The organism is Mesorhizobium sp. M1338 (genome assembly GCF_040318045.1).
GTDB lineage: Bacteria > Pseudomonadota > Alphaproteobacteria > Rhizobiales > Rhizobiaceae > Mesorhizobium.
This window is the reverse complement of the sequence record NZ_JAMYLL010000007.1, coordinates 101,870-120,269: the sequence shown is the minus strand read 5'-3', so window position 1 is coordinate 120,269 and position 18,400 is coordinate 101,870. Positions and strand designations below refer to the sequence as shown.

20 protein-coding genes and 1 pseudogene are annotated in these 18,400 nt (G+C 63.2%); 12 read left to right on the top strand and 9 right to left on the bottom strand.

Annotated elements, in window-relative coordinates; genetic code table 11:
* Positions 1-41 precede the first annotated feature (41 nt).
* Positions 42-560, top strand: coding sequence for a low molecular weight protein-tyrosine-phosphatase (locus NKH19_RS09760; protein ID WP_352866389.1), 519 nt, complete (start codon positions 42-44; stop codon positions 558-560).
* Here NKH19_RS09760 and thpR read toward each other — a convergent pair.
* Positions 464-1,060: an RNA 2',3'-cyclic phosphodiesterase gene (gene thpR / locus NKH19_RS09755; RefSeq protein ID WP_023811312.1), complete on the bottom strand. Its 597-nt coding sequence runs from the start codon at positions 1,058-1,060 to the stop codon at positions 464-466. The two genes, NKH19_RS09760 and thpR, sit on opposite strands and share 97 nt — an antisense overlap.
* 128 nt (positions 1,061-1,188) lie before the next feature.
* Positions 1,189-1,833, bottom strand: a complete 645-nt coding sequence (locus NKH19_RS09750; RefSeq protein ID WP_352866386.1) for an arylesterase — start codon at positions 1,831-1,833, stop codon at positions 1,189-1,191.
* An 87-nt stretch (positions 1,834-1,920) separates the two neighbouring features.
* Between NKH19_RS09750 and NKH19_RS09745 the strand changes: the two genes are divergently transcribed.
* The 4 genes from NKH19_RS09745 (at position 1,921) to NKH19_RS09730 (ending at position 6,859) form a co-directional block, all read left to right on the top strand.
* Positions 1,921-2,616 carry an ABC transporter ATP-binding protein gene (locus tag NKH19_RS09745; RefSeq protein WP_352866383.1) on the top strand — a complete coding sequence of 232 codons (696 nt, stop codon included), beginning with the start codon at positions 1,921-1,923 and terminating at the stop codon, positions 2,614-2,616.
* Positions 2,616-5,165, top strand: coding sequence for an ABC transporter permease (locus tag NKH19_RS09740; RefSeq protein ID WP_352866381.1), 2,550 nt, complete (start codon positions 2,616-2,618; stop codon positions 5,163-5,165). The genes NKH19_RS09745 and NKH19_RS09740 overlap by 1 nt, the downstream gene beginning before the upstream one ends.
* Positions 5,166-5,393: 228 nt before the next feature.
* A complete protein-coding gene (locus NKH19_RS09735; protein WP_352866378.1) occupies positions 5,394-6,173 on the top strand; it encodes a Bax inhibitor-1/YccA family protein in 780 nt (259 codons plus the stop codon).
* Positions 6,174-6,280: 107 nt separating this feature from the next.
* Complete coding sequence (locus tag NKH19_RS09730) at positions 6,281-6,859, top strand: GNAT family N-acetyltransferase (protein WP_352866375.1); 579 nt, start codon at positions 6,281-6,283, stop codon at positions 6,857-6,859.
* Positions 6,860-6,992: 133 nt separating this feature from the next.
* Here NKH19_RS09730 and NKH19_RS09725 read toward each other — a convergent pair whose 3' ends face one another.
* Both NKH19_RS09725 and NKH19_RS09720 read right to left on the bottom strand, forming a co-directional pair.
* On the bottom strand, positions 6,993-7,379 hold the full coding sequence (locus tag NKH19_RS09725) for a DUF2794 domain-containing protein (protein ID WP_352866373.1): 387 nt from the start codon (positions 7,377-7,379) through the stop codon (positions 6,993-6,995).
* Positions 7,380-7,800: 421 nt separating this feature from the next.
* Positions 7,801-8,571: a DUF1223 domain-containing protein gene (locus NKH19_RS09720; protein ID WP_352866370.1), complete on the bottom strand. Its 771-nt coding sequence runs from the start codon at positions 8,569-8,571 to the stop codon at positions 7,801-7,803.
* Positions 8,572-8,734: 163 nt separating this feature from the next.
* Here NKH19_RS09720 and NKH19_RS09715 point away from each other — a divergent pair.
* Positions 8,735-9,059: pseudogene (locus NKH19_RS09715) on the top strand (ceramidase domain-containing protein); the annotation flags it as partial.
* A gap of 66 nt (positions 9,060-9,125) precedes the next feature.
* Here the strand turns inward: NKH19_RS09715 and acnA are convergent.
* Positions 9,126-11,816, bottom strand: a complete 2,691-nt coding sequence (gene acnA / locus NKH19_RS09710; protein WP_352866368.1) for an aconitate hydratase AcnA — start codon at positions 11,814-11,816, stop codon at positions 9,126-9,128.
* Between the two features lie 281 nt (positions 11,817-12,097).
* On the opposite strand from acnA, the gene ccmA reads away from it, so the two are divergent.
* From ccmA to NKH19_RS09690, 4 genes are all read left to right on the top strand, one after another.
* Positions 12,098-12,715, top strand: a complete 618-nt coding sequence (ccmA, locus tag NKH19_RS09705) for a heme ABC exporter ATP-binding protein CcmA (protein WP_352866365.1) — start codon at positions 12,098-12,100, stop codon at positions 12,713-12,715.
* A 57-nt stretch (positions 12,716-12,772) separates the two neighbouring features.
* Positions 12,773-13,438: a heme exporter protein CcmB gene (ccmB, locus tag NKH19_RS09700; protein ID WP_352866363.1), complete on the top strand. Its 666-nt coding sequence runs from the start codon at positions 12,773-12,775 to the stop codon at positions 13,436-13,438.
* A gap of 133 nt (positions 13,439-13,571) precedes the next feature.
* Positions 13,572-13,739 carry a heme exporter protein CcmD gene (gene ccmD, locus NKH19_RS09695; protein WP_352866360.1) on the top strand — a complete coding sequence of 56 codons (168 nt, stop codon included), beginning with the start codon at positions 13,572-13,574 and terminating at the stop codon, positions 13,737-13,739.
* Positions 13,736-14,314 carry a DsbE family thiol:disulfide interchange protein gene (locus NKH19_RS09690; RefSeq protein WP_352866357.1) on the top strand — a complete coding sequence of 193 codons (579 nt, stop codon included), beginning with the start codon at positions 13,736-13,738 and terminating at the stop codon, positions 14,312-14,314. The genes ccmD and NKH19_RS09690 overlap by 4 nt, the downstream gene beginning before the upstream one ends.
* A gap of 261 nt (positions 14,315-14,575) precedes the next feature.
* Here NKH19_RS09690 and NKH19_RS09685 read toward each other — a convergent pair whose 3' ends face one another.
* Positions 14,576-14,743, bottom strand: a complete 168-nt coding sequence (locus tag NKH19_RS09685; protein WP_081738754.1) for a hypothetical protein — start codon at positions 14,741-14,743, stop codon at positions 14,576-14,578.
* 299 nt (positions 14,744-15,042) lie between these two features.
* Between NKH19_RS09685 and NKH19_RS09680 the strand changes: the two genes are divergently transcribed.
* Together NKH19_RS09680 and NKH19_RS09675 are read left to right on the top strand one after the other, a co-directional pair.
* Complete coding sequence (locus NKH19_RS09680) at positions 15,043-15,963, top strand: SMP-30/gluconolactonase/LRE family protein (RefSeq protein ID WP_352866354.1); 921 nt, start codon at positions 15,043-15,045, stop codon at positions 15,961-15,963.
* Between the two features lie 73 nt (positions 15,964-16,036).
* The gene (locus NKH19_RS09675; protein ID WP_352866351.1) at positions 16,037-16,246 is read left to right on the top strand and encodes a tautomerase family protein; all 210 of its coding nucleotides are present in this window, start codon (positions 16,037-16,039) and stop codon (positions 16,244-16,246) included.
* A 283-nt stretch (positions 16,247-16,529) separates the two neighbouring features.
* Here the strand turns inward: NKH19_RS09675 and NKH19_RS09670 are convergent, their stop codons facing one another.
* From NKH19_RS09670 to NKH19_RS09660, 3 genes are read right to left on the bottom strand one after another with little or no spacing between them, the layout of a single operon-like run.
* Positions 16,530-17,060, bottom strand: coding sequence for an NADPH-dependent FMN reductase (locus NKH19_RS09670; RefSeq protein WP_352866348.1), 531 nt, complete (start codon positions 17,058-17,060; stop codon positions 16,530-16,532).
* 38 nt (positions 17,061-17,098) lie between these two features.
* Positions 17,099-17,719 carry a pyridoxamine 5'-phosphate oxidase family protein gene (locus tag NKH19_RS09665; protein WP_352866345.1) on the bottom strand — a complete coding sequence of 207 codons (621 nt, stop codon included), beginning with the start codon at positions 17,717-17,719 and terminating at the stop codon, positions 17,099-17,101.
* Between the two features lie 10 nt (positions 17,720-17,729).
* Complete coding sequence (locus tag NKH19_RS09660) at positions 17,730-18,386, bottom strand: septation protein A (RefSeq protein ID WP_352866343.1); 657 nt, start codon at positions 18,384-18,386, stop codon at positions 17,730-17,732.
* Positions 18,387-18,400 lie beyond the last annotated feature (14 nt).

Below are 18,400 nucleotides of genomic sequence, written 5' to 3'. Positions count from 1 at the left end.
TCGAAACCGTCTCTGGAGTCCCTCACCATAGCGTCGGATCGATGAGCGCGAAGCCCATAAATTCCATTCTTTTCGTCTGCCTTGGCAACATCTGCCGGTCGCCACTGGCGGAAGGCGTCTTTCGTGCCGTGCTGGCGCAGCGTGGGTTGGGCAGGAATATGCTCCTCGATTCAGCCGCCACCAGCGGCTGGGAAGTCGGCTCGGCGCCCGATCCACGCTCGATCGCGGTTGCGGAGCGTCACGGCATCGACATTTCCCGACAGAGAGCGCGCAAAGTCACGCCGGAGGATTTCTCCCGCTTCGACCTGATCCTCGGCATGGACCGGTCGAATGTCGCCGACCTGAAAGCGCTGGCGCCGGCGGCCATGCGCGACCGGGTGCGGCTGTTTCTGGAATTTGCCCACGGCAAGGCAGGTGACGTGCCGGATCCCTACTATGACGGCGCGGGAGCCTTCGCTTCGGTCTACCGCATGATCCGCGAGGCGTCGGAGGCGCTGGCGACAAGGCTGGAAGCGCGGGCGTCGGTGCCCGACAGCGGCCAGGCTTCCTCGACGATGTAGGGGCCGCCACCGACCGAATCGCGCGACGACATCAGCACGAAACGGCCGATGCGGAACGGCAGCGTCGAGAAATTGCCGCGCGCCGACAGATATTGGGCGACGTCCAGCGGGGTCGAATTGCGCAGCCTTGCAAGTGTGACATGCGGCATGAACTTGCGCGGGTCGGCGGGGATGCCGAGTCGCTGGCAGATGCGGTCGATCTCTCCCTGAAGGGCGGCAAGATCGGGCGAGGCGGAAGCGCCCGCCCACACTGCGTGCGGTTTCTTCTGGCCGAAAGCACCGACACCGGACAGGGCCAGCGAAAAGGAAGGTCGGTGGACACGGTCGAGCGCGTTGGCGATCTCGTCGGCGACATGGCCTGGGACATCGCCGATGAAACGCAGCGTCAGATGGTAGTTCTCGACGTCGATCCAGCGGGCGCCGGGCAGGCCGCCCCGCAGCAGGGACAGCGAAAGGGCGGCGTCACGCGGTATTTCGAGGGCGGTGAAAAGACGCGGCATGAAAAGCCTCCCTTCCTCGAATCGAACTGTACCCCTAGCGAATCATCGATAGTCAAACGGGGCAAGAGGTTTGTTGGTCACAGTCCTTGCTAAAAAGTTTCCCCAACGGAAACAGCTCCAGTTCCGGCTTACGAACCGCCCGGCACCGCCGCGATGGCCTTCTCGACGGTGGGCAGGATGCGTTCGACAATCTGGTCGACGCCTTGCGGGCTCGGATGCAGGCCGTCTTCGAGCTGCATGCCGGACCGGCCAGCGACGCCGTCGAGAAAGAACGGATAGAGCGCAACGTCGTATTTGGCGGCCAGGTCCGGAAATATGGCGTCGAAAGCGTTCTGGTAGTCGGCGCCGAGATTGGGGGCGGCGCGCATGCCGGCCAGAAGCACGGCGATCTTGCGCTGTTTCAGCCTGCCCAGCATCTCGTCCAGGTTCTTTTTGGTGATGTCGGGCGAAACGCCGCGCAGCATGTCGTTGGCGCCGAGTTCGAGGATGACCAGTTGCGTGCCGTCCGGCACCGACCAGTCGAGCCGCGCCAGGCCGCCGCTCGTCGTGTCGCCGGAGACGCCGGCATTGGCGACGGTCACATCATGGCCCTTGGCGGCAAGCGCTGCCTGCAGCCTGTCGGTAAAGCCCTGGTCCGGCCCGAGGCCGAAACCCGCCGTCAGACTGTCACCGAAACCCACGATCTTGAACGGCTCGGCACGCGCCGACGAAATGGCGCCGCAAATGGCGAGGAAAACGATCAAGCCTGCGGCAATACTGCGTTTGAAAGACATGCGGCAGGCCCCATATGAGCAAGGAATTCTTCGGGCGACGGCTTCCGGCAAGCAGAGCCTTCATCCTCCATATAGGACGCTTTCATTTTGACAGAAGCCGTCATTGCGCTGAAAGATGTATCGCTGACCCTTGGCGAGGGGGCTTCATTGGTCCATGTGCTGAAGGACGTCAGCCTCGATGTGGCGGCCGGCGAAGCGACCGGCATCATCGGGCCCTCGGGCTCCGGCAAGTCGACATTGCTGATGGTTCTGGCAGGCCTGGAAAGGGTCGATTCGGGTACGGTCCGAATCGCCGGCGAGTTGCTCAACGGCAAAAGCGAGGACCAGATTGCTTCGTTTCGTGGCCGAAACATTGGTATCGTGTTCCAATCCTTCCATCTCATTCCCAACATGACGGCGCTCGAAAATGTCGCGGTGCCGCTGGAGCTGGCCGGCCATGCCGATCCGTTTTCGGTTGCGGCGCGCGAGCTGGCGGCGGTTGGCCTCAATGACCGCGTCACTCATTATCCCGGCGAATTGTCGGGCGGCGAGCAACAGCGCGTGGCGATCGCCCGCGCACTGGCACCGTCACCGCGCATTCTGATCGCCGACGAGCCGACCGGCAACCTAGACCAGGCGACGGGGCGGCAAGTCGCCGATCTATTGTTTGCCAAGGCTGCCGAACGCGGCATGACGCTGGTGCTGGTCACCCATGACCCGGCCCTTGCGGCGCGTTGTTCACGCCAGGTTTCGATGCGGTCGGGCCGGATCGAGGTGCCGGCGCCCGTCAAGGTGACGGCCTGATGCCGTTGTCGCGGACGATGAGGCTCGCGGTTCGCTTCTCGCTGCGCGAGATGCGCGGCGGTCTGTCCGGCTTCCTGATCTTCCTCGCCTGCATCGCTCTCGGCGTTGCGGCGATCGGCGGCGTCAACTCGGTGGCGCGTTCCATCAACGCCGGTGTCGCCAATCAGGGCCAGACGCTGCTGGGCGGCGATCTCCGCTTCCAGGTCAACCAGCGCGATGCCAGCCAGGCCGAACGCGGTTTCCTTGACGGGCTGGGCGCCGTTTCGCGCACCGCCAGCATGCGCTCGATGGCGCGTCTCGCCGACGGATCCGACCAGGCGCTGGTCGAGGCCAAGGCGGTCGACGATGCCTATCCGCTCTACGGCGCGCTGGACACCGAGCCGGTACTGTCGAAGCAGGAGCTGTTCGGCGAAGAGTTCGGCGTTTTCGGCGCCGCGGCTCCCGATTTGCTGTTCGAGCGGCTGCATCTCAGGATCGGCGACAGGCTGAAGCTCGGCACCGCCACCTTCGAACTGCGCGCCAGGCTGGTCACCGAACCAGATGCCGTGTCCGAGGGATTCGGCTTCGCGCCAAGGCTGATGATCTCGACCGAAGGGCTGGCGGCCACCGGACTGATCCAGCCGGGCAGCCTGATCGAGAATGCCTACAGGATCCGCTTGCCCGCCGACGCCGACGAGGCGCGGCTGAAGGCCATCCAGGATCAGGCGGCCAAGGATTTTCCCGAAGCCGGCTGGTCGATCCGCACGCGCAGCAATGCGGCCCCGGCGCTGTCGTCCAACATCGAGCGCTTCTCGCAGTTCCTGACCCTGGTCGGGCTGACGGCGCTGGTGGTCGGCGGCGTCGGCGTTGCCAATGCTGTTCGCGCCTATCTCGACGGCAAGCGCGGCGTCATCGCCACCTTCAAGAGCCTGGGCGCTTCGGGCGGCTTCGTCTTTACCGTCTATCTGGTGCAGATCCTGATCATTGCCGCGCTCGGCATCGTGCTCGGACTGGTGCTGGGCGCGCTGATGCCGTTCGTGGCGAGCGCTGCCCTTCATCAGGTCATCCCGGTACCGGCGGAAGGCGGCTTCTATCCCGGCGCGCTCGGCATGGCGGCGCTGTTCGGCCTGCTGGTGACGCTGGCCTTCGCGCTGCTGCCGCTCGGCCGCGCCCGCGACGTGCCGGCCACCGCGCTGTTTCGCGAGATGGGACTGGAGGGGCGCGGCTTTCCGCGCGCGGTCTATGTCGCGGCGGCCATCGGAATCGCACTGCTGCTGGCGGTGCTGGCAATTCTATCCTCGGGCGACCAGCGCATCGCCTCGATCTTCGTCGGCGCCACCATCTTCGCCTTCCTGGTGCTGCGCCTTGTCGGCGCGCTGGTGCAATGGGCGGCCAGGAAGAGCCCGCGCGTGCGCTTCGTGGCGCTGCGGCTCGCCATCGGCAACATCCACCGGCCAGGCGCCTTAACGCCGTCGGTTGTGCTGTCGCTGGGACTTGGGCTGACGCTGCTGGTGACGCTGGCGCTGATCGACGGCAATCTCAGGCGGCAGATCTCCGGGAGCCTGCCGGAACAGGCGCCGAACTTCTTCTTCGTCGACATCCAGAGCAGCGATGTCGATTCCTTCTCCGTGCTGATAGGCAAGGAGGCACCTCGGGGAACGCTGGCCAAGGTGCCGATGCTGCGCGGCCGGGTGATGGCGCTGAACGACGTCGATGTCGGCAAGGTGAAGGTGCCGGCGCAAGGCGCCTGGGTGCTGAAGGGCGATCGCGGCCTGACCTACGACGCCAGGCAGCCGGAAAACGCGACGCTGACCGAGGGCAGCTGGTGGCCGGACAACTATAGCGGCGAGCCGCTGGTTTCGTTCTCGGCCGTGGAAGGCAAGGAGATCGGGCTGAAGCTCGGCGACACCATCACCGTCAATGTGCTCGGGCGCAATGTCACGGCCAGGATCGCCAATTTCCGCCAGGTCGAATGGGAGACGATGGGCATCAATTTCGTCATGGTGTTCTCGCCCAACACATTCGCCGGCGCCCCGCATGGCTGGATGGCGACGCTGACCGAAAAGAATGCCTCGACGGCCGACGACGCTCGCATCCTCAACGCCGTCACCCGCGCCTTTCCGGCGGTGACGACGGTGCGGGTCAAGGACGCGCTCGAAATCGTCAACCGGCTGGTCGGGCAGCTCGGCACGGCGATCCGCGCGGCGGCCGGCGTGGCGCTGATCGCTTCGGTGCTTGTGCTGGCCGGTGCGCTTGCCGCAGGCAACCGGGCGCGCATCCATGACGCGGTGGTGCTGAAGACGCTGGGCGCGACACGCAGGACGCTGATATCGGCCTTCTCGCTCGAATACATGCTGATCGGATTGGCCACCGCGATCTTCGCCCTGGCCGCGGGCGGTGCCGCTGCCTGGTTCGTCGTTGCCCGCATCATGACGTTGCCGTCGCATTTCATGCCCGAGGTGGCGTTGGCGACCATTCTGTTTTCGCTGGTGATCACGGTCGGCATTGGCCTCGCAGGCACCTGGCGGGTGCTCGGCCACAAGGCCGCACCGGTGCTGCGCAACCTGTGATCTCGGGTCCGGAGCGGCCATCCCGGATTAAATCTTGGTAAGAATGCCGTCCGGAAAGCCGAGAAATCGGCACTTCGTTGTCTCACGAATCGTTACATCCGGTTATGGTCTTGTTCTTGACGCGAATAACCATCATATTTCGCCACAGGCATGCTGGAGCCCTGCCAGCGGCGCCTGGGTTTGGATGGACCTGACACCGGACGGGGCAGAAGCAAATAGAGGACTACAATGGCTGATCCCATTCGCAACTACCAGACGCGCGCCGTGCCCGGCGTCGGCGTCGGTGCTGACATCGACCAGGGCCTGCGCGCTTACATGGTCAAGGTCTACAATCTGATGGGGCTTGGCCTCCTCATCACCGGTCTTGCCGCTGTCGGCACGATCATGCTGGCTACCACCACCGATCCGGCTTCGGCTGTCGCGACGCTGCCGAGCGGCGAGATGCTGACCTCCTTCGGCTATGCGATCTTCGGCTCGCCGCTGAAATGGGTAGTGATCTTCGCCCCGCTCGCCGCGGTGATGTTCCTGTCGTTCCGTGTTCAGTCGATGAGCGTTTCGGCGGCGCAGACTACCTTCTGGGTCTATGCCGGCCTTGTCGGCCTGTCGCTGTCGTCGATCTTCCTGGTCTACACCACGGCTAGCATCTCGCAGACCTTCTTCGCCACCGCCGCGGGCTTCGGCGCGCTGTCGCTCTATGGCTACACGACCAAGCGCGACCTAACCGCGATGGGCTCGTTCCTGATCATGGGCGTGTTCGGTCTGATCATCGCAATGGTGATCAACATCTTCCTGCAGTCGTCGGCGCTTTCCTTCGCCGTTTCGGCGATCGGCGTGCTGATCTTCGCCGGCCTGACCGCTTATGACACGCAGAAGATCAAGGAGATGTATTTCGAGGGCGACGCTTCGGATGTCGCCGGTCGCAAGGCGATCATGGGCGCGCTGAGGCTCTATCTCGACTTCATCAACCTGTTCATGTTCCTGCTGCAGTTCATGGGCGACCGCCGCTAATCAGTAGCGCTGGACCATCGAGTTCCAGAAGGGCGGCCCAACGGCCGCCCTTTTCTTTTGTGCTGGCCTTTGCTGTTATCGAAGCAGACAAAGGGTTTGCATAAAGAATGAGCAATATCACGATTCGGCCCGCGACAGCGGCCGACCTCGACCGGATCACGGAAATCTATGCCGACGCGGTGGCGCAAGGCACGGCGAGCTATGAGCTGGAGGCGCCCAGCCGCGCCGAGATGGGCGTCCGATTCGACAGTTTGATGGCCGGCGGCTTTCCCTATCTGGTGGCGCAGAAGGACGGCGCCGTGCTCGGCTATGCCTATGCCGGTGCCTTCCGGCCACGCCCGGCCTATCGCTTCATCGTCGAGGATTCGGTCTATATCGCGCCCGAGGCCAAGGGCCAGGGCGTCGGGCTCAAGCTGATGCAAAGCCTGATCGAGGCGGTGGAAGCAGCGGGCTTTCGCCAGATCATCGCGGTGATCGGCGATGGCCATGCCGACAGCGCCTCGGTGCGGCTGCACGAGAAACTCGGCTTTCGCCATTCGGGACGCCTTGAAGGCTCCGGCTACAAGCACGGGCGGTGGCTGGACACGGTCTTCATGCAGCTGTCGCTGAATGGCGGAGCATCGGCGCCGCCTGACCCCGAATCGCTGCCGGAGCAGAAGTTCCGCGAGGGCCTTGGAGGGAAATGAACTGAGGAATTGAAGAATTGATGAACTGAAGAATAAAAGAAACAGCGGCTATATATAGTGCTGCGGGCCTTTTCTCCCACTCATCAGTTCTCCAGTTCTCCAGTTCTTCAATTCCCCTTCTTCAATTCCCCGCTCAGGCCTCGACCAGCCTCAGCTTGCTGTCGAATATCCCAAGCACGCGGCCGAGTTCCTGGCCGCGCTTCAAGATGCGGCCACCGGCGGCAATGACGGCAAAGGCGCCCTGCTTGCGGGCCAGCTTCGGATCCTTGACGATCTGGAACAGCGGCACTTCGCTGGTGCGGCGGAACACGGAAAACACAGCGCGGTCGGTGAGATGATCGATGGCGTAGTCACGCCATTCGTTGGCGGCGACCATGCGTCCGTAGAGCCTGAGAATCTGGTCCAGCTCACGCCGGTCGAACCGCACCGGCTGATCGAGGCGCTCGCGTCGCGCCTCGTGCAGCGGGATCAATATTGCGGATGCGTCCCCATCCCCCATCCCGCCGCTGTCATCGGTCATGCCTCGATCCTTCAAAATGAATCTTTGCCACCCAAAGTTGGCGTGTTCGCGGCTGAATTGCAAGACCCGGCGAAGCAGGGCGGTGCCGCGCTGTTTTCGCAACGTCCAGTCACTTTTATGAAACGCCTTGTTGGAATTGGTGATGCTTCGCCACATTTCTGCCTTTTTTTATCCGCGCTCATGCCCCAATGTCCGACGAATTTACCGGCGTTGCCTGAGACGGTTCGGTCCGGCACCGGCTCGTAAACCCCAAGCCCCCCGCCCACGGGTCTGCGTCGGATCGAACCAACCTCGGCTCTTCCTCGGAAGAACCGGGTGCGACGATCCCAAAACCTAAATGACCGACGTCAGAAGCAAGCTGACGTCGGTTTTTTCATGTCTGGGCACTTTGGGGCCCACAAGGGGAGAAGGAAGGTGGCCTCTATGGCTTGTGAATGAACGCAGCGCCAAGAATGGGACCGGGCATGCCGTCCTTGCCGACGGACTGCAGCAGCACGGCACAGCCGCCCTTCTTGGCGATCTCGCTCATCGGCAGTTCGTAGCGCTGTGCCTTGCCGTGCCACATGCCGGCAGTCTGGATGCCGGTGACCGCATTCCAGTAGGTCATCATGCGGCCGGTGTTCTCGCCCTTGCCGATCTTGATCGTCCGCGGCGGGTCGAAATAGACGATGACGACGTGGGCATCGCTGGGGCCGCTGCCGGCATCGCCGGCGTCGATCATGACGCGGTCGCTGGTGCGGCTGACCTTGATGGCGACGCGCATGCCTTCGCCACTCTTGGCCATGCGGGCGAGCGCGCCATCGACCTCGACGCGGCTGGCGCCGTTGACGTGGACGCGGCCGTTGATGACGGCCTGCGGTGTATAGACGGAGCGGCTGCCGAAGGCGCGCATATAGTCATATTGCCGCTCGGTGTTCTCCTTGCGGCTCAGCGTGTCTTGCCAGCCGAGATAGTCCCAGTAGTCGACATGATAGGCGAGCGCGACGATGTCTTCCTTGGCAACGAACTCGGCGAACAACGCATCGGCGGGGGGGCAGGAACTGCAGCCCTGACTGGTGAACAATTCGACCACGCCCAATGGTTTGTCGATCTGAGGCTTGTCAGCTTCGCCGGCATGCCCGGCGCCGGCAAACGCCGAGAGGGCCAGCGCAAGGGCTGCCAGCCACAATGTTTTTCGCGAGGCCATGGTCATTCCGATTCCCGCCGGTGGTGCCGGCTTTGTCTTGATTGCTGAAATATGTGGCAGAACCGGAAGTCAACGGGAAGTCACGTTGCGGTGAAATTTTGCCATTGCGGCCGACAGCAACAGGAAGGGCTACGCTTCAGCATAGAAACCGATTCGGGCGGCAATCACGATGTGGCAAACCCTTTTGGCGCCGGTCGATCCCTATTGCGCGCGGACCGGGCCGGAATTCTGGTCCGAGCCGGTCAATGCCCTGACGAACCTCGCCTTCATAGCCGCCGGCCTGTGGGGCGTGCGCGAGGTGCGTAGGCTGGGCACCGGGGACCTTCGCCGAAGTGCCGGCCTGGTGGGTGGTGGCAATCGGCATCGGTTCGACGATCTTCCATACCTTTGCCACCAAGGGCACGGTCTGGGCCGACGTGCCGCCGATCGCCGGTTTCACGCTCGCCTACACGTTGTTCAACCCGCGCCGTTTCCTCGGCATGCGATGGGGCAAAGGCGATCGCCGAAGACAGGCAGTAGGCAGTAGGGGTGTCTATTCCCTACTGCCTAGTCCCTATTCCCTAAGCCGCCAGATCGCGCAGCACGTATTGCAGGATGCCGCCGTTCTTGAAGTAGTCGAGTTCGTCCAGAGTATCGATGCGGCAGATGAGCGGTACGTTCTTCACCGTTCCGTCGCCATAGGTGACCTTGGCGATCATCGTCTGGCGCGGCTTGATGGTGCTCAAGCCATCGATCTCGACCAGTTCGTCACCCCTGAGATTGAGCGAGGCCCAGGACGTGCCATCCTTGAAGACGAAGGGGATAACGCCCATGCCGACCAGGTTCGAGCGATGGATACGCTCGAAGGACTGGGCGATGACCGCGCGGACGCCAAGCAGATTGGTTCCCTTGGCCGCCCAGTCGCGCGACGAACCGTTGCCGTATTCGACGCCGGCGAAGATGACCAGCGGCACGCCTTCCTTCTTGTATTCCATCGCTGCGTCGTAGATCGATTCCTCTTCCTTCGACGGGTAGTGGATGGTGTAGCCACCCTCACGGCCGTTCTCGCCCAGCATGTGGTTGCGGATGCGGATGTTGGCGAAGGTGCCGCGCATCATCACCTCATGGTTGCCGCGCCTTGTGCCGTACTGGTTGAAGTCGGCGACGCCGACGCCGTGGTCGGTGAGGTATTTGCCGGCCGGTGAAGCCGCCTTGATCGAGCCCGCCGGCGAGATATGGTCGGTGGTGATCTTGTCGCCGAACAGGCCAAGAACGCGGGCGCCCTTGATGTCGCCGATCTTGCCGAAACCGGCGGTCATGCCGGCGAAATAGGGCGGGTTCTGTACATAGGTCGAGTTGTCGTCCCAGGCATAGGTCTGGCCTTCCGGCGCCTTGACGTTCTGCCAGTACTCATCGCCCTTGAAGACGTCGGCATATTTGCGAGCGAACAGCTCGCGGGTGACGTTCTTCTCGATGAACTCCTGGATCTCGGCCGAGCTCGGCCAGATGTCCTTGAGGTAGACCGGGTTGCCGTCCTTGTCCTCGCCGAGCGGCTCCGTCGTGAGATCCTTTGTCACAGTGCCAGCCAGTGCGTGCGCGACGACCAGCGGCGGCGAGGCCAGATAGTTGGCCTGCACGTCGGGCGAGACACGGCCTTCGAAGTTGCGGTTGCCGGAGAGCACCGCGGCGGCAATCAGGCCCTTGTCGTTGATGGTCTTGGAGATCGGCGCGGGCAGCGGGCCGGAATTGCCGATGCAGGTGGTGCAGCCGAAGCCGACCAGGTTGAAGCCGATCTGGTCGAGTTCCTTCTGCAGGCCGGATTTCTCCAGATATTCGGCGACCACCTGGCTGCCGGGGGCCAGCGAGGTCTTCACCCACGGCTTCTGCTTCAGCCCGAGGCGGTTGGCGTTGCGGGCCAGGAGGCCGGCGCCGATCAGCACGCTCGGGTTCGAGGTGTTGGTGCAGGAGGTGATGGCGGCGATGACGACATCGCCATGGCCGAGATCATGATCGGTGCCTTCGACGGCGTAGCGCTTGTGGATCTCGGCCGCCTTCCTGTATTCGGTCTCCATCGCCTTGGCGAAGCCTTCCGGAATGCCTTCCAGGGCGACGCGTCCTTCAGGCCGCTTGGGGCCGGCCATCGACGGCACGACGGAGCCGAGTTCCAGTTCGAGCAGGTCGGTGAAGACAGGGTCCGCCGAGCCGGTGTCGCGCCACAGGCCTTGCGCCTTGGCATAGGCCTCGACCAACGCGATGCGGTCTTCGCTGCGGCCGGACATTGTGAGGTAGCGGATGGTTTCCGCGTCGACCGGGAAGAAGCCGCAGGTGGCGCCATATTCGGGCGCCATGTTGCCGATGGTGGCGCGGTCGGCCAGCGTCATGTTGGAGAGGCCCGGACCGAAGAACTCGACGAACTTGCCGACGACGCCCTTCTTGCGCAGCATCTGGGTGACGGTGAGCACGAGATCGGTGGCGGTGACGCCTTCTTTCAGCTTGCCGGTGAGGCGGAAGCCGATGACCTCGGGCAAAAGCATGGAGACCGGCTGGCCGAGCATGGCCGCCTCGGCCTCGATACCGCCGACGCCCCAGCCGAGCACGCCAAGGCCGTTGATCATGGTGGTATGCGAATCGGTGCCGACGCAGGTGTCGGGATAGGCTGTGGTTTCGCCATCCTCGGTGTTGGTCCAAACCACCTGGCCGAGATATTCGAGATTGACCTGGTGGCAGATACCGGTGCCGGGCGGCACGACGCGGAAGTTGCGGAACGCCTGCTGGCCCCATTTCAGGAACTTGTAGCGTTCCTCGTTGCGCTCATATTCGAGCTCGACATTGCGAGCGAAGGCCATCGGCGTGCCGAATTCGTCGACGATGACGGAATGGTCGATGACGAGGTCGACCGGCACCAGCGGGTTGATCTTCTGCGGATCGCCACCGAGCGAGGCCATGGCGTCGCGCATGGCGGCAAGGTCGACCACGGCCGGAACGCCGGTGAAATCCTGCATCAGCACGCGGGCCGGGCGATAGGCGATCTCGACGCCGGCGGTGCCCTTGTCGGTCAGCCAGCCGGCAACCGCCTGGATGCTCTCCTTGGTGACGGAGCGGCCGTCCTCGTTGCGCAGCAGGTTCTCCAGCAGCACCTTCATCGAATAGGGCAGCTGGGAGATGCCGGTAAGCCCGTTCTTCTCGGCCTCGATGAGGTCGAAATAGGCATATTCCGCGCCGCTTGCGGTCAGCGTGCGGCGGCAATTGAAACTGTCGAGGGATTTTGACACGTGCGATCCTTGTCTGTTCAGCCTGAAAGGGAACGGACGCCGATGGCATGCAATCACGCGCAAAGGTGCGGGTACGGCCATTTCCGCTGTCCGTTCCCAAGCAACCCGAGCCGTTCAAGGCGGCGCGTGCGCTGGTTCGGCGCTAATTCTGTTCCCGCGCCGACCGCTGGCACGGATGCACCGCATATAGAGAATTTTCTGGAATAGTTCTAGACAGTTGGAAAGCAAATTTGTGCGATGCGGCAGCTGCCGCGACACATGGTTTTCAGGGCAGGCGAGGGATGCGGCTGATCGCCGAAAATCTGGGCGGCGAACGCGGCGGCGACACGGTGTTTTCGGGCATCGGCTTTGCCTTGGAGGATGGTCAAGCGCTTGTCGTCACAGGGCCGAATGGGTCGGGCAAATCGACCTTGCTGCGGGTCATCGCCGGGCTGCTTCCGGTGGCGCACGGCAGCGTGAAGATCGAAGGCGTTATGACGATTGAAGACGGGGGCGAGGCGTTTCCGTCGGTCGCGTCGGCCTGTCATTACCTTGGCCATCAGAATGCAATGAAGCCGGCGCTCAGCGTGGCGGAGAATTTGCACTTCTGGCGCGACTTCAACGGCGAAGGGCAGCTCGGCGTCGAAGAGGCGCTTGAAACGGTCGGACTGGGCGGCATCGGCCACCTGCCGTTCGGCTATCTCTCGACAGGGCAGCGGCGGCGATCGGCGATCGCCAAGTTGTTGGTCAGCCATCGGCCGCTGTGGCTGCTCGACGAGCCGACGGCGGGGCTGGACAAGGCTTCGGAGGGGCGGTTCGCGGGGTTGATGACGCGGCATCTCGAAGGCGGAGGGATAATCGTTGCGGCGACGCATCTGCCGCTAGGGATTTCGAGCGCGGCGGAATTGGTGATGGGATAGTGCGGTGATGTTGGCATTCCGTCCCACCCCCCTCTGTCCTGCCGAACAGCTCAAATCATGCTAGCGCTCTTCCTCCGCGACATCCGCCTCAACATCCGTGCCGGCGGCGGCGCGTTGACCGGCGTCATCTTTTTCCTCGCCGTCATCGCCACCATCCCGTTCGGGGTAGGGCCGGATCTCAAGCTGCTTGCCCGCATCGGCCCGGCGATCCTGTGGATCGGCGCGCTGCTGTCTTGCCTGCTTGGGCTCGACCGGCTGTTCCAAGCCGACCGCGAGGACGGCTCGCTCGATCTCTTGGTGCTCGGCAATGACCGACACATGCTGGCCTTGACGGTGCTGACGAAATGCCTGGCGCATTGGGCGGGCAGCGTTTTGCCGCTGGTCATCGCCGCGCCCTTGCTCGGGCTGTTCATGAATATGGAACCACTCGGCATCGGCGCCACGGCGCTGACCCTTCTGGTCGGCACGCCGGCAATCACATTCATCGGTGCAGCCGGTGCCGCAGTGGCGGTGGCGCTGCCGCGTGGCGGGCTGCTGATCTCGGTGCTGGTGCTGCCGCTGACCATTCCGGTGCTGATCTTCGGCGTTTCGGCGAGCTATGGCGCGACGGCCAATCCCGATCCGTTTCTGCAGCCCTTCCTCATTCTTGCCGCGCTGACCCTGTTTCTTGCAGTGCTGGGTCCAGTCTCGGCGGCGCTGGCGCTGCGCCACGGCACGGATTGAAGTGGCGGCATGAGCGCGAAGGCTGCGGCGCGGCGACCGATTGCGAAGCAGACGAGGCGAGGCTAAGGGAAGGCATGTTCGAACTGGATGTAATGATCGGTTTGGAAGGTCGCACCTTGGCGGGGGCTGCCGTATGAGCGCGCATGCACTCTACGTGACCGCAGCCTATGGTGTCACCGCCGTGGTGCTGATCGGGCTGATCGGCTGGATCCTGATAGACCAGCGGGCGCGCAAGCGCGAACTCGCCGAGCTGGAAGCGGGCGGCGTGCGGCGTCGCTCCGACAAGGCCGTCAAGTCATGAGCACCGAAATGGACACGCCGCCGCCGCGTCGCCGCCTGTTCGTGCTTTTGCCGCTGCTGATTTTCCTCGGCCTGGCGGGACTGTTCCTGTCGCAGTTGTTGTCGGGGCGCGATGTTTCGGAAGTGCCGTCGGCGCTGATCGGCCTGCCGGCGCCGCAGACCAACCTGCCGGCGCTCGAGGGCAGCAACCTGCCGGGGCTCGATTCGAAAGCCTTCGTCGGCAAGGTCACATTGGTCAACGTCTTTGCGTCGTGGTGCGCGCCGTGCCGCGAAGAGCATCCGGTGCTCTTGGCGCTGTCGCAGGACAAGCGTTTTGTCATGGCGGCGCTGAACTATAAGGACCAGCCGGAAAACGCCCGCCGGTTCCTCGGTGATCTCGGCAACCCGTTCCAGGCGATCGGGGTCGATGAAGCCGGCCGTACGGCGATCGACTGGGGTGTCTACGGCGTGCCGGAAACCTTCGTCATCGGCAAGGACGGCAAGATCGCCTACAAGCATGTCGGCCCACTGACACCCGAGACGGCGAGGGATCTCTTGCTGCCACAGATTGAAAAGGCGCTGACGGCGCCGGGTTGACGGTCACTCGCGTTCGTCATCCTAGGGCGAAGCAAGGAGCGGAGCGACGCGGCGAAGACCCTAGGATCCATGCCGCGACATTCGCCCGGAAATGCGGCGGTCCGAAACGCGCGCTTTTTAGCGCGAAATCACGGGTCATCGCAAAACAAATTCTGCACCGCTGTGGTGCTCGAAAATCACGGCATGGATCCTTGGGTCTTCGCTCCGCTTCGCGTCGCTACGCCCAAGGATGACGAACGTGATAGGTCGACCGAATACTACTCAGCCGTAGATCTGCTTGTGGACCTGGTAGAGCATTTCCGAGCGGTCGGCGCGCATATCGGCCAGATCGCGGCTGGAAAAGCTGTCGATTTCGGCGACAAGGCGGTTGTAGTGCTTGCGCTTGGCAATGCTGTTGCGAGCGCGGGTCATGAGACTGTCGAGGATCATAGCAAGGTTCCTTTTGGCGCCGCATTTGCGCGACCGTTATTCCTCCCTTGATCGATACAGAGCATGACATAGTAATGGTGCATTGCAAAAAGAAGATGTTGCAATGCACCATTGCGTCTGGCGCATAGCCGGTTAAGCCCGCTTAACCTGGGTTAAGCTGCTTAACCCAGGTAAGAGCCATTAACGCGGCATTCCTCCATCACGTCCGCAGGAGACCGCCGACGATTTCACCGATCGATCTTGCCATATCGATCGCCGGCTGGCTTGATCCCATCTCACCTGATGCCGGGAGGAAAACTATGGCGGCCGCAGACTATTATGAGATTCTCGATCCACGCTTCGCGCGCCTGTTCAACGGCAACGCCCAGGTGGAGAAGCTGTTCACCGGATGCCAATGGGCGGAAGGACCGGCCTGGTTCGCCGCCGGCCGCTATGTCGTCTGGTCCGACATCCCCAACAACCGCATGCTGCGCTATGACGAGACCGACGGCAATGTCAGCGTCTTCCGGCAGCCATCCGGCAATTCCAATGGCAACACTGTTGACCGGCAGGGCCGGCTGGTCACCTGCGAGCATTCCGGCCGCCGGGTCAGCCGCACCGAGTTCGACGGCTCGATCACCACCATCGCCGCCAAATGGAAGGGCAAACGGCTGAACTCGCCCAACGACGCGGTGGTGAAGTCGGACGGCTCGATCTGGTTCACCGATCCGAGCTACGGCATCGACACCGACTATGAAGGCGACAAGGCCGAGAGCGAAATCGGCGCCTGCCATGTCTACCGGGTCGATCCCGGCACCGGCGAGGTCGAAGCCGTCATCACCGACATGGTCAGGCCCAATGGGCTGGCCTTCTCGCTCGACGAGAGCAAGCTCTATGTCGTCGACACTGGCCGCACGCACGGTGCGCAGAACCCGGCGCATATGCGGGTGTTCAATGTCGGCAAGGGCGGCAAGAAGGTGTCGGGCGAAAAGGTCTTCGCCGACTGCACCGCCGGCCTGTTCGACGGCTTCCGGCTCGACGAGGACGGACGCATCTGGACCAGTGCCGCCGACGGCATCCATTGCTACGATCCGGACGGCACGCTGATCGGCAAGGTCAAGGTGCCGGAAGTCACCGCCAATTGCGTGTTCGGCGGCAACAAGCTGAATTGCCTCTACATCGCCGGCACCACCTCGCTCTACATGGTGCGGCTGATGGTCAACGGCGCCAAGACCTATTGAGACAAAGCACTGGCGACCGTTCGATAGTTTCGTCGAAGCGGCTCGCGAGCACGAACATCCCCGGGAGGACAAAATGCCATTCGTCAACATCCGCATCGTCAAGGAAGTGATATCAGCCGATCCGGCGGGCAAGAAGGCGGATATCGCCAAGAAGGTCACGGCGGCCATCATGGAGGCCACCGGACTGGGTAACGACGATGTCTGGGTGGTCTTCGAGGAGGTCAACGCGCGCGATTGGTATGTCGGGAAGACGGATGTGGAGACGCTGAGGGGGAAGAAGTAGTTCGAAGACGTGGTGGCCCAGCCCCACGCCTTCGTCATCCTAGGGCGGAGCAGTCGCGAAGCGACGTCGCGGAGACCCTAGGATCCATGCCGCGACTTTCGAGCACGACAACGGTGCAATTCTGTTTGTTGTACGGCTCGCGGAATGTCGGGCTATCTTGCGCCCCTCCTGAACCGCAGCATTCTCCGGCAAAGGTCGCGGCATGGATCCTAGGGTCTGCGCCGCGTCGCTGCGCTCCTTGCTCCGCCCTAGGATGACGAAGCGCGGTGATGGCTGCCCGGTATCAACGCGCGCGAATGAACTCCGCGAACGCTGAAACGGCGTTGCGCATCGCCTGCCGGTTTTCCGGCTCGGCCAAGACAGCCTCCACCTCCGGCGGCTTCTTGCCGAGCAGGGCAATCTCCAGCATTTCCTCGCAAAGCACGAACGACATGGTGCGCATGATCTCGGCCAGTGCGGCGCGGGCGAACAGCGAGCGTAACGAGGCATGCGCCAGCATGGCCGGCTTGGCGACGGCGGCGTCGCGCGAGACCAGCCAGTCGAGCGCATTCTTCAGCCCGCCGGGCACCCCGTGGGCATATTCGGGACACGAGACGATAACGCCGTCGGCTCGGGTGACGGCATCGATCAGCGCGGAGGCGTCGAGCGGCGTCCGCTCGCCTTCATCGTCGGGATTGAAGATCGGCAGACGGCCAAGCCCGTCATAGACGGTGACGCGACAGCCTGGCGGCGCGTTGCGCGCCAGTGCGGCGACAAGCGCCGAATTGGTGGAGGCCGCGCGCAGGCTGCCGGAAAAGGCAAGGATGTTCAGCAAGGATGGAACCGTTCAGGACGAATCGTCGTCTCGAAAACCTACCACATCGTCTGCTTGTAGCCGTCGTCCAGCCAGCGGTCGGTCGCCTCGACCGAATCGGCCAGCGCCAGTTGGTCGCGCAGGATCTGGCCGAGCGTCGGCAGCGTCGCGCGGTCGTACCAGGTTTCCGGCTTCCAGAGATCCGAGCGCATGAAGGCCTTGGCGCAATGCATGTAGGCGGTCTTGACGCTGACCACGACGACGCTTTGCGGCTCCTTGCCATCGACGGCAAGCCGTTTGCGCAAGCCCCCGTCCACGGTGATGCGGGCTTCGCCGTTGACGCGCAGCGTCTCGTTCATGCCAGGAATGAGGAACAGCAGCCCGACGGAGGGATTGACGAGAATGTTCTCAAGCGTGTCGAGCCGGTTGTTGCCGGGCCGGTCCGGAATGGCGATGGTCGTGTCGTCGAGCACGGCGGCGAAGCCAGGCTTGTCGCCCTTCGGCGTCACGTCGGCATTGCCGGCGCCGTCGGACGAGCCGATCAGTACGAACGGGCTCCTGCCGATGAAGGAGCGGCAATGGCCGTCGAGCGCCTTCAATTCCTTGCGGATCGAGCCGTCGGTCGGCCGCGGCGTCTTGTAGATCGTCCTCAGCCCATCGCGCGTGGTGACGAATTCCATCGCCCTCTCCCTATTTCCCGGCCTTGTCCTCGAGCGAATGGCGCAGGATCAGCGGCATCTGGCTGAAGGTGAACAGAAGCGTGATCGGCATGATGCCCCAGACCTTGAAGGTAACCCAGGTGTCGGTGGAAAAATTCCGCCACACCACTTCATTGGCAAGGGCCAGGAACAGGAAGAACAGGCCCCAGCGGAAGGTCAGCTTGCGCCAGCCTTCGGCATCGAGGCTGAAGGCCGAATCGAAGACATAGCCAAGCAGCGACTTGCCGAAATAAAGGCCGCCGAGCAGCACGCCGCCGAACAGCATGTTGACGATGGTGGGCTTCATCTTGATGAAGATGTCGTCCTGCAGATAGAGCGTCAGCGCGCCGAAGATGAAGACGACGACGCCCGACACCATCGGCATGATCGGCAAGGTGCGCATCAGCAGCCATGAGGCGATCAGCGCGATTGCCGTGGCGGCCATGAACAGGCCCGTGGCGACGAAGATCGGGCCGCCGAATTCGGCCAGAGCAGGGAATTTCTGCACCAGCCATTGGCCGCGCGCATTGGCGAAGAAGAACACCATCAACGGCCCCAACTCCAGCACCAGCTTGAGAAGCGGATTGACGCCTTCCTTCTTTTGTTTTTGCGGGTCGGACGGGTCGCGTTCGAGAATGGGTGGGTTCATGGAATCTCTTTCTT

Bases quoted from the DNA above. Each gene is read 5' to 3' on its own strand.
- NKH19_RS09760 (WP_352866389.1), top strand. From the start codon at position 42: ATGAGCGCGAAGCCCATAAATTCCATTCTTTTCGTCTGCCTTGGCAAC.
- thpR (WP_023811312.1), bottom strand. From the start codon at position 1,060: ATGCCGCGTCTTTTCACCGCCCTCGAAATACCGCGTGACGCCGCCCTT.
- NKH19_RS09750 (WP_352866386.1), bottom strand. From the start codon at position 1,833: ATGTCTTTCAAACGCAGTATTGCCGCAGGCTTGATCGTTTTCCTCGCC.
- NKH19_RS09740 (WP_352866381.1), top strand. From the start codon at position 2,616: ATGCCGTTGTCGCGGACGATGAGGCTCGCGGTTCGCTTCTCGCTGCGC.
- NKH19_RS09735 (WP_352866378.1), top strand. From the start codon at position 5,394: ATGGCTGATCCCATTCGCAACTACCAGACGCGCGCCGTGCCCGGCGTC.
- NKH19_RS09730 (WP_352866375.1), top strand. From the start codon at position 6,281: ATGAGCAATATCACGATTCGGCCCGCGACAGCGGCCGACCTCGACCGG.
- NKH19_RS09725 (WP_352866373.1), bottom strand. From the start codon at position 7,379: ATGACCGATGACAGCGGCGGGATGGGGGATGGGGACGCATCCGCAATA.
- NKH19_RS09720 (WP_352866370.1), bottom strand. From the start codon at position 8,571: ATGACCATGGCCTCGCGAAAAACATTGTGGCTGGCAGCCCTTGCGCTG.
- ccmA (WP_352866365.1), top strand. From the start codon at position 12,098: ATGCGGCTGATCGCCGAAAATCTGGGCGGCGAACGCGGCGGCGACACG.
- ccmB (WP_352866363.1), top strand. From the start codon at position 12,773: ATGCTAGCGCTCTTCCTCCGCGACATCCGCCTCAACATCCGTGCCGGC.
- ccmD (WP_352866360.1), top strand. From the start codon at position 13,572: ATGAGCGCGCATGCACTCTACGTGACCGCAGCCTATGGTGTCACCGCC.
- NKH19_RS09690 (WP_352866357.1), top strand. From the start codon at position 13,736: ATGAGCACCGAAATGGACACGCCGCCGCCGCGTCGCCGCCTGTTCGTG.
- NKH19_RS09685 (WP_081738754.1), bottom strand. From the start codon at position 14,743: ATGATCCTCGACAGTCTCATGACCCGCGCTCGCAACAGCATTGCCAAG.
- NKH19_RS09680 (WP_352866354.1), top strand. From the start codon at position 15,043: ATGGCGGCCGCAGACTATTATGAGATTCTCGATCCACGCTTCGCGCGC.
- NKH19_RS09675 (WP_352866351.1), top strand. From the start codon at position 16,037: ATGCCATTCGTCAACATCCGCATCGTCAAGGAAGTGATATCAGCCGAT.
- NKH19_RS09665 (WP_352866345.1), bottom strand. From the start codon at position 17,719: ATGGAATTCGTCACCACGCGCGATGGGCTGAGGACGATCTACAAGACG.
- NKH19_RS09660 (WP_352866343.1), bottom strand. From the start codon at position 18,386: ATGAACCCACCCATTCTCGAACGCGACCCGTCCGACCCGCAAAAACAA.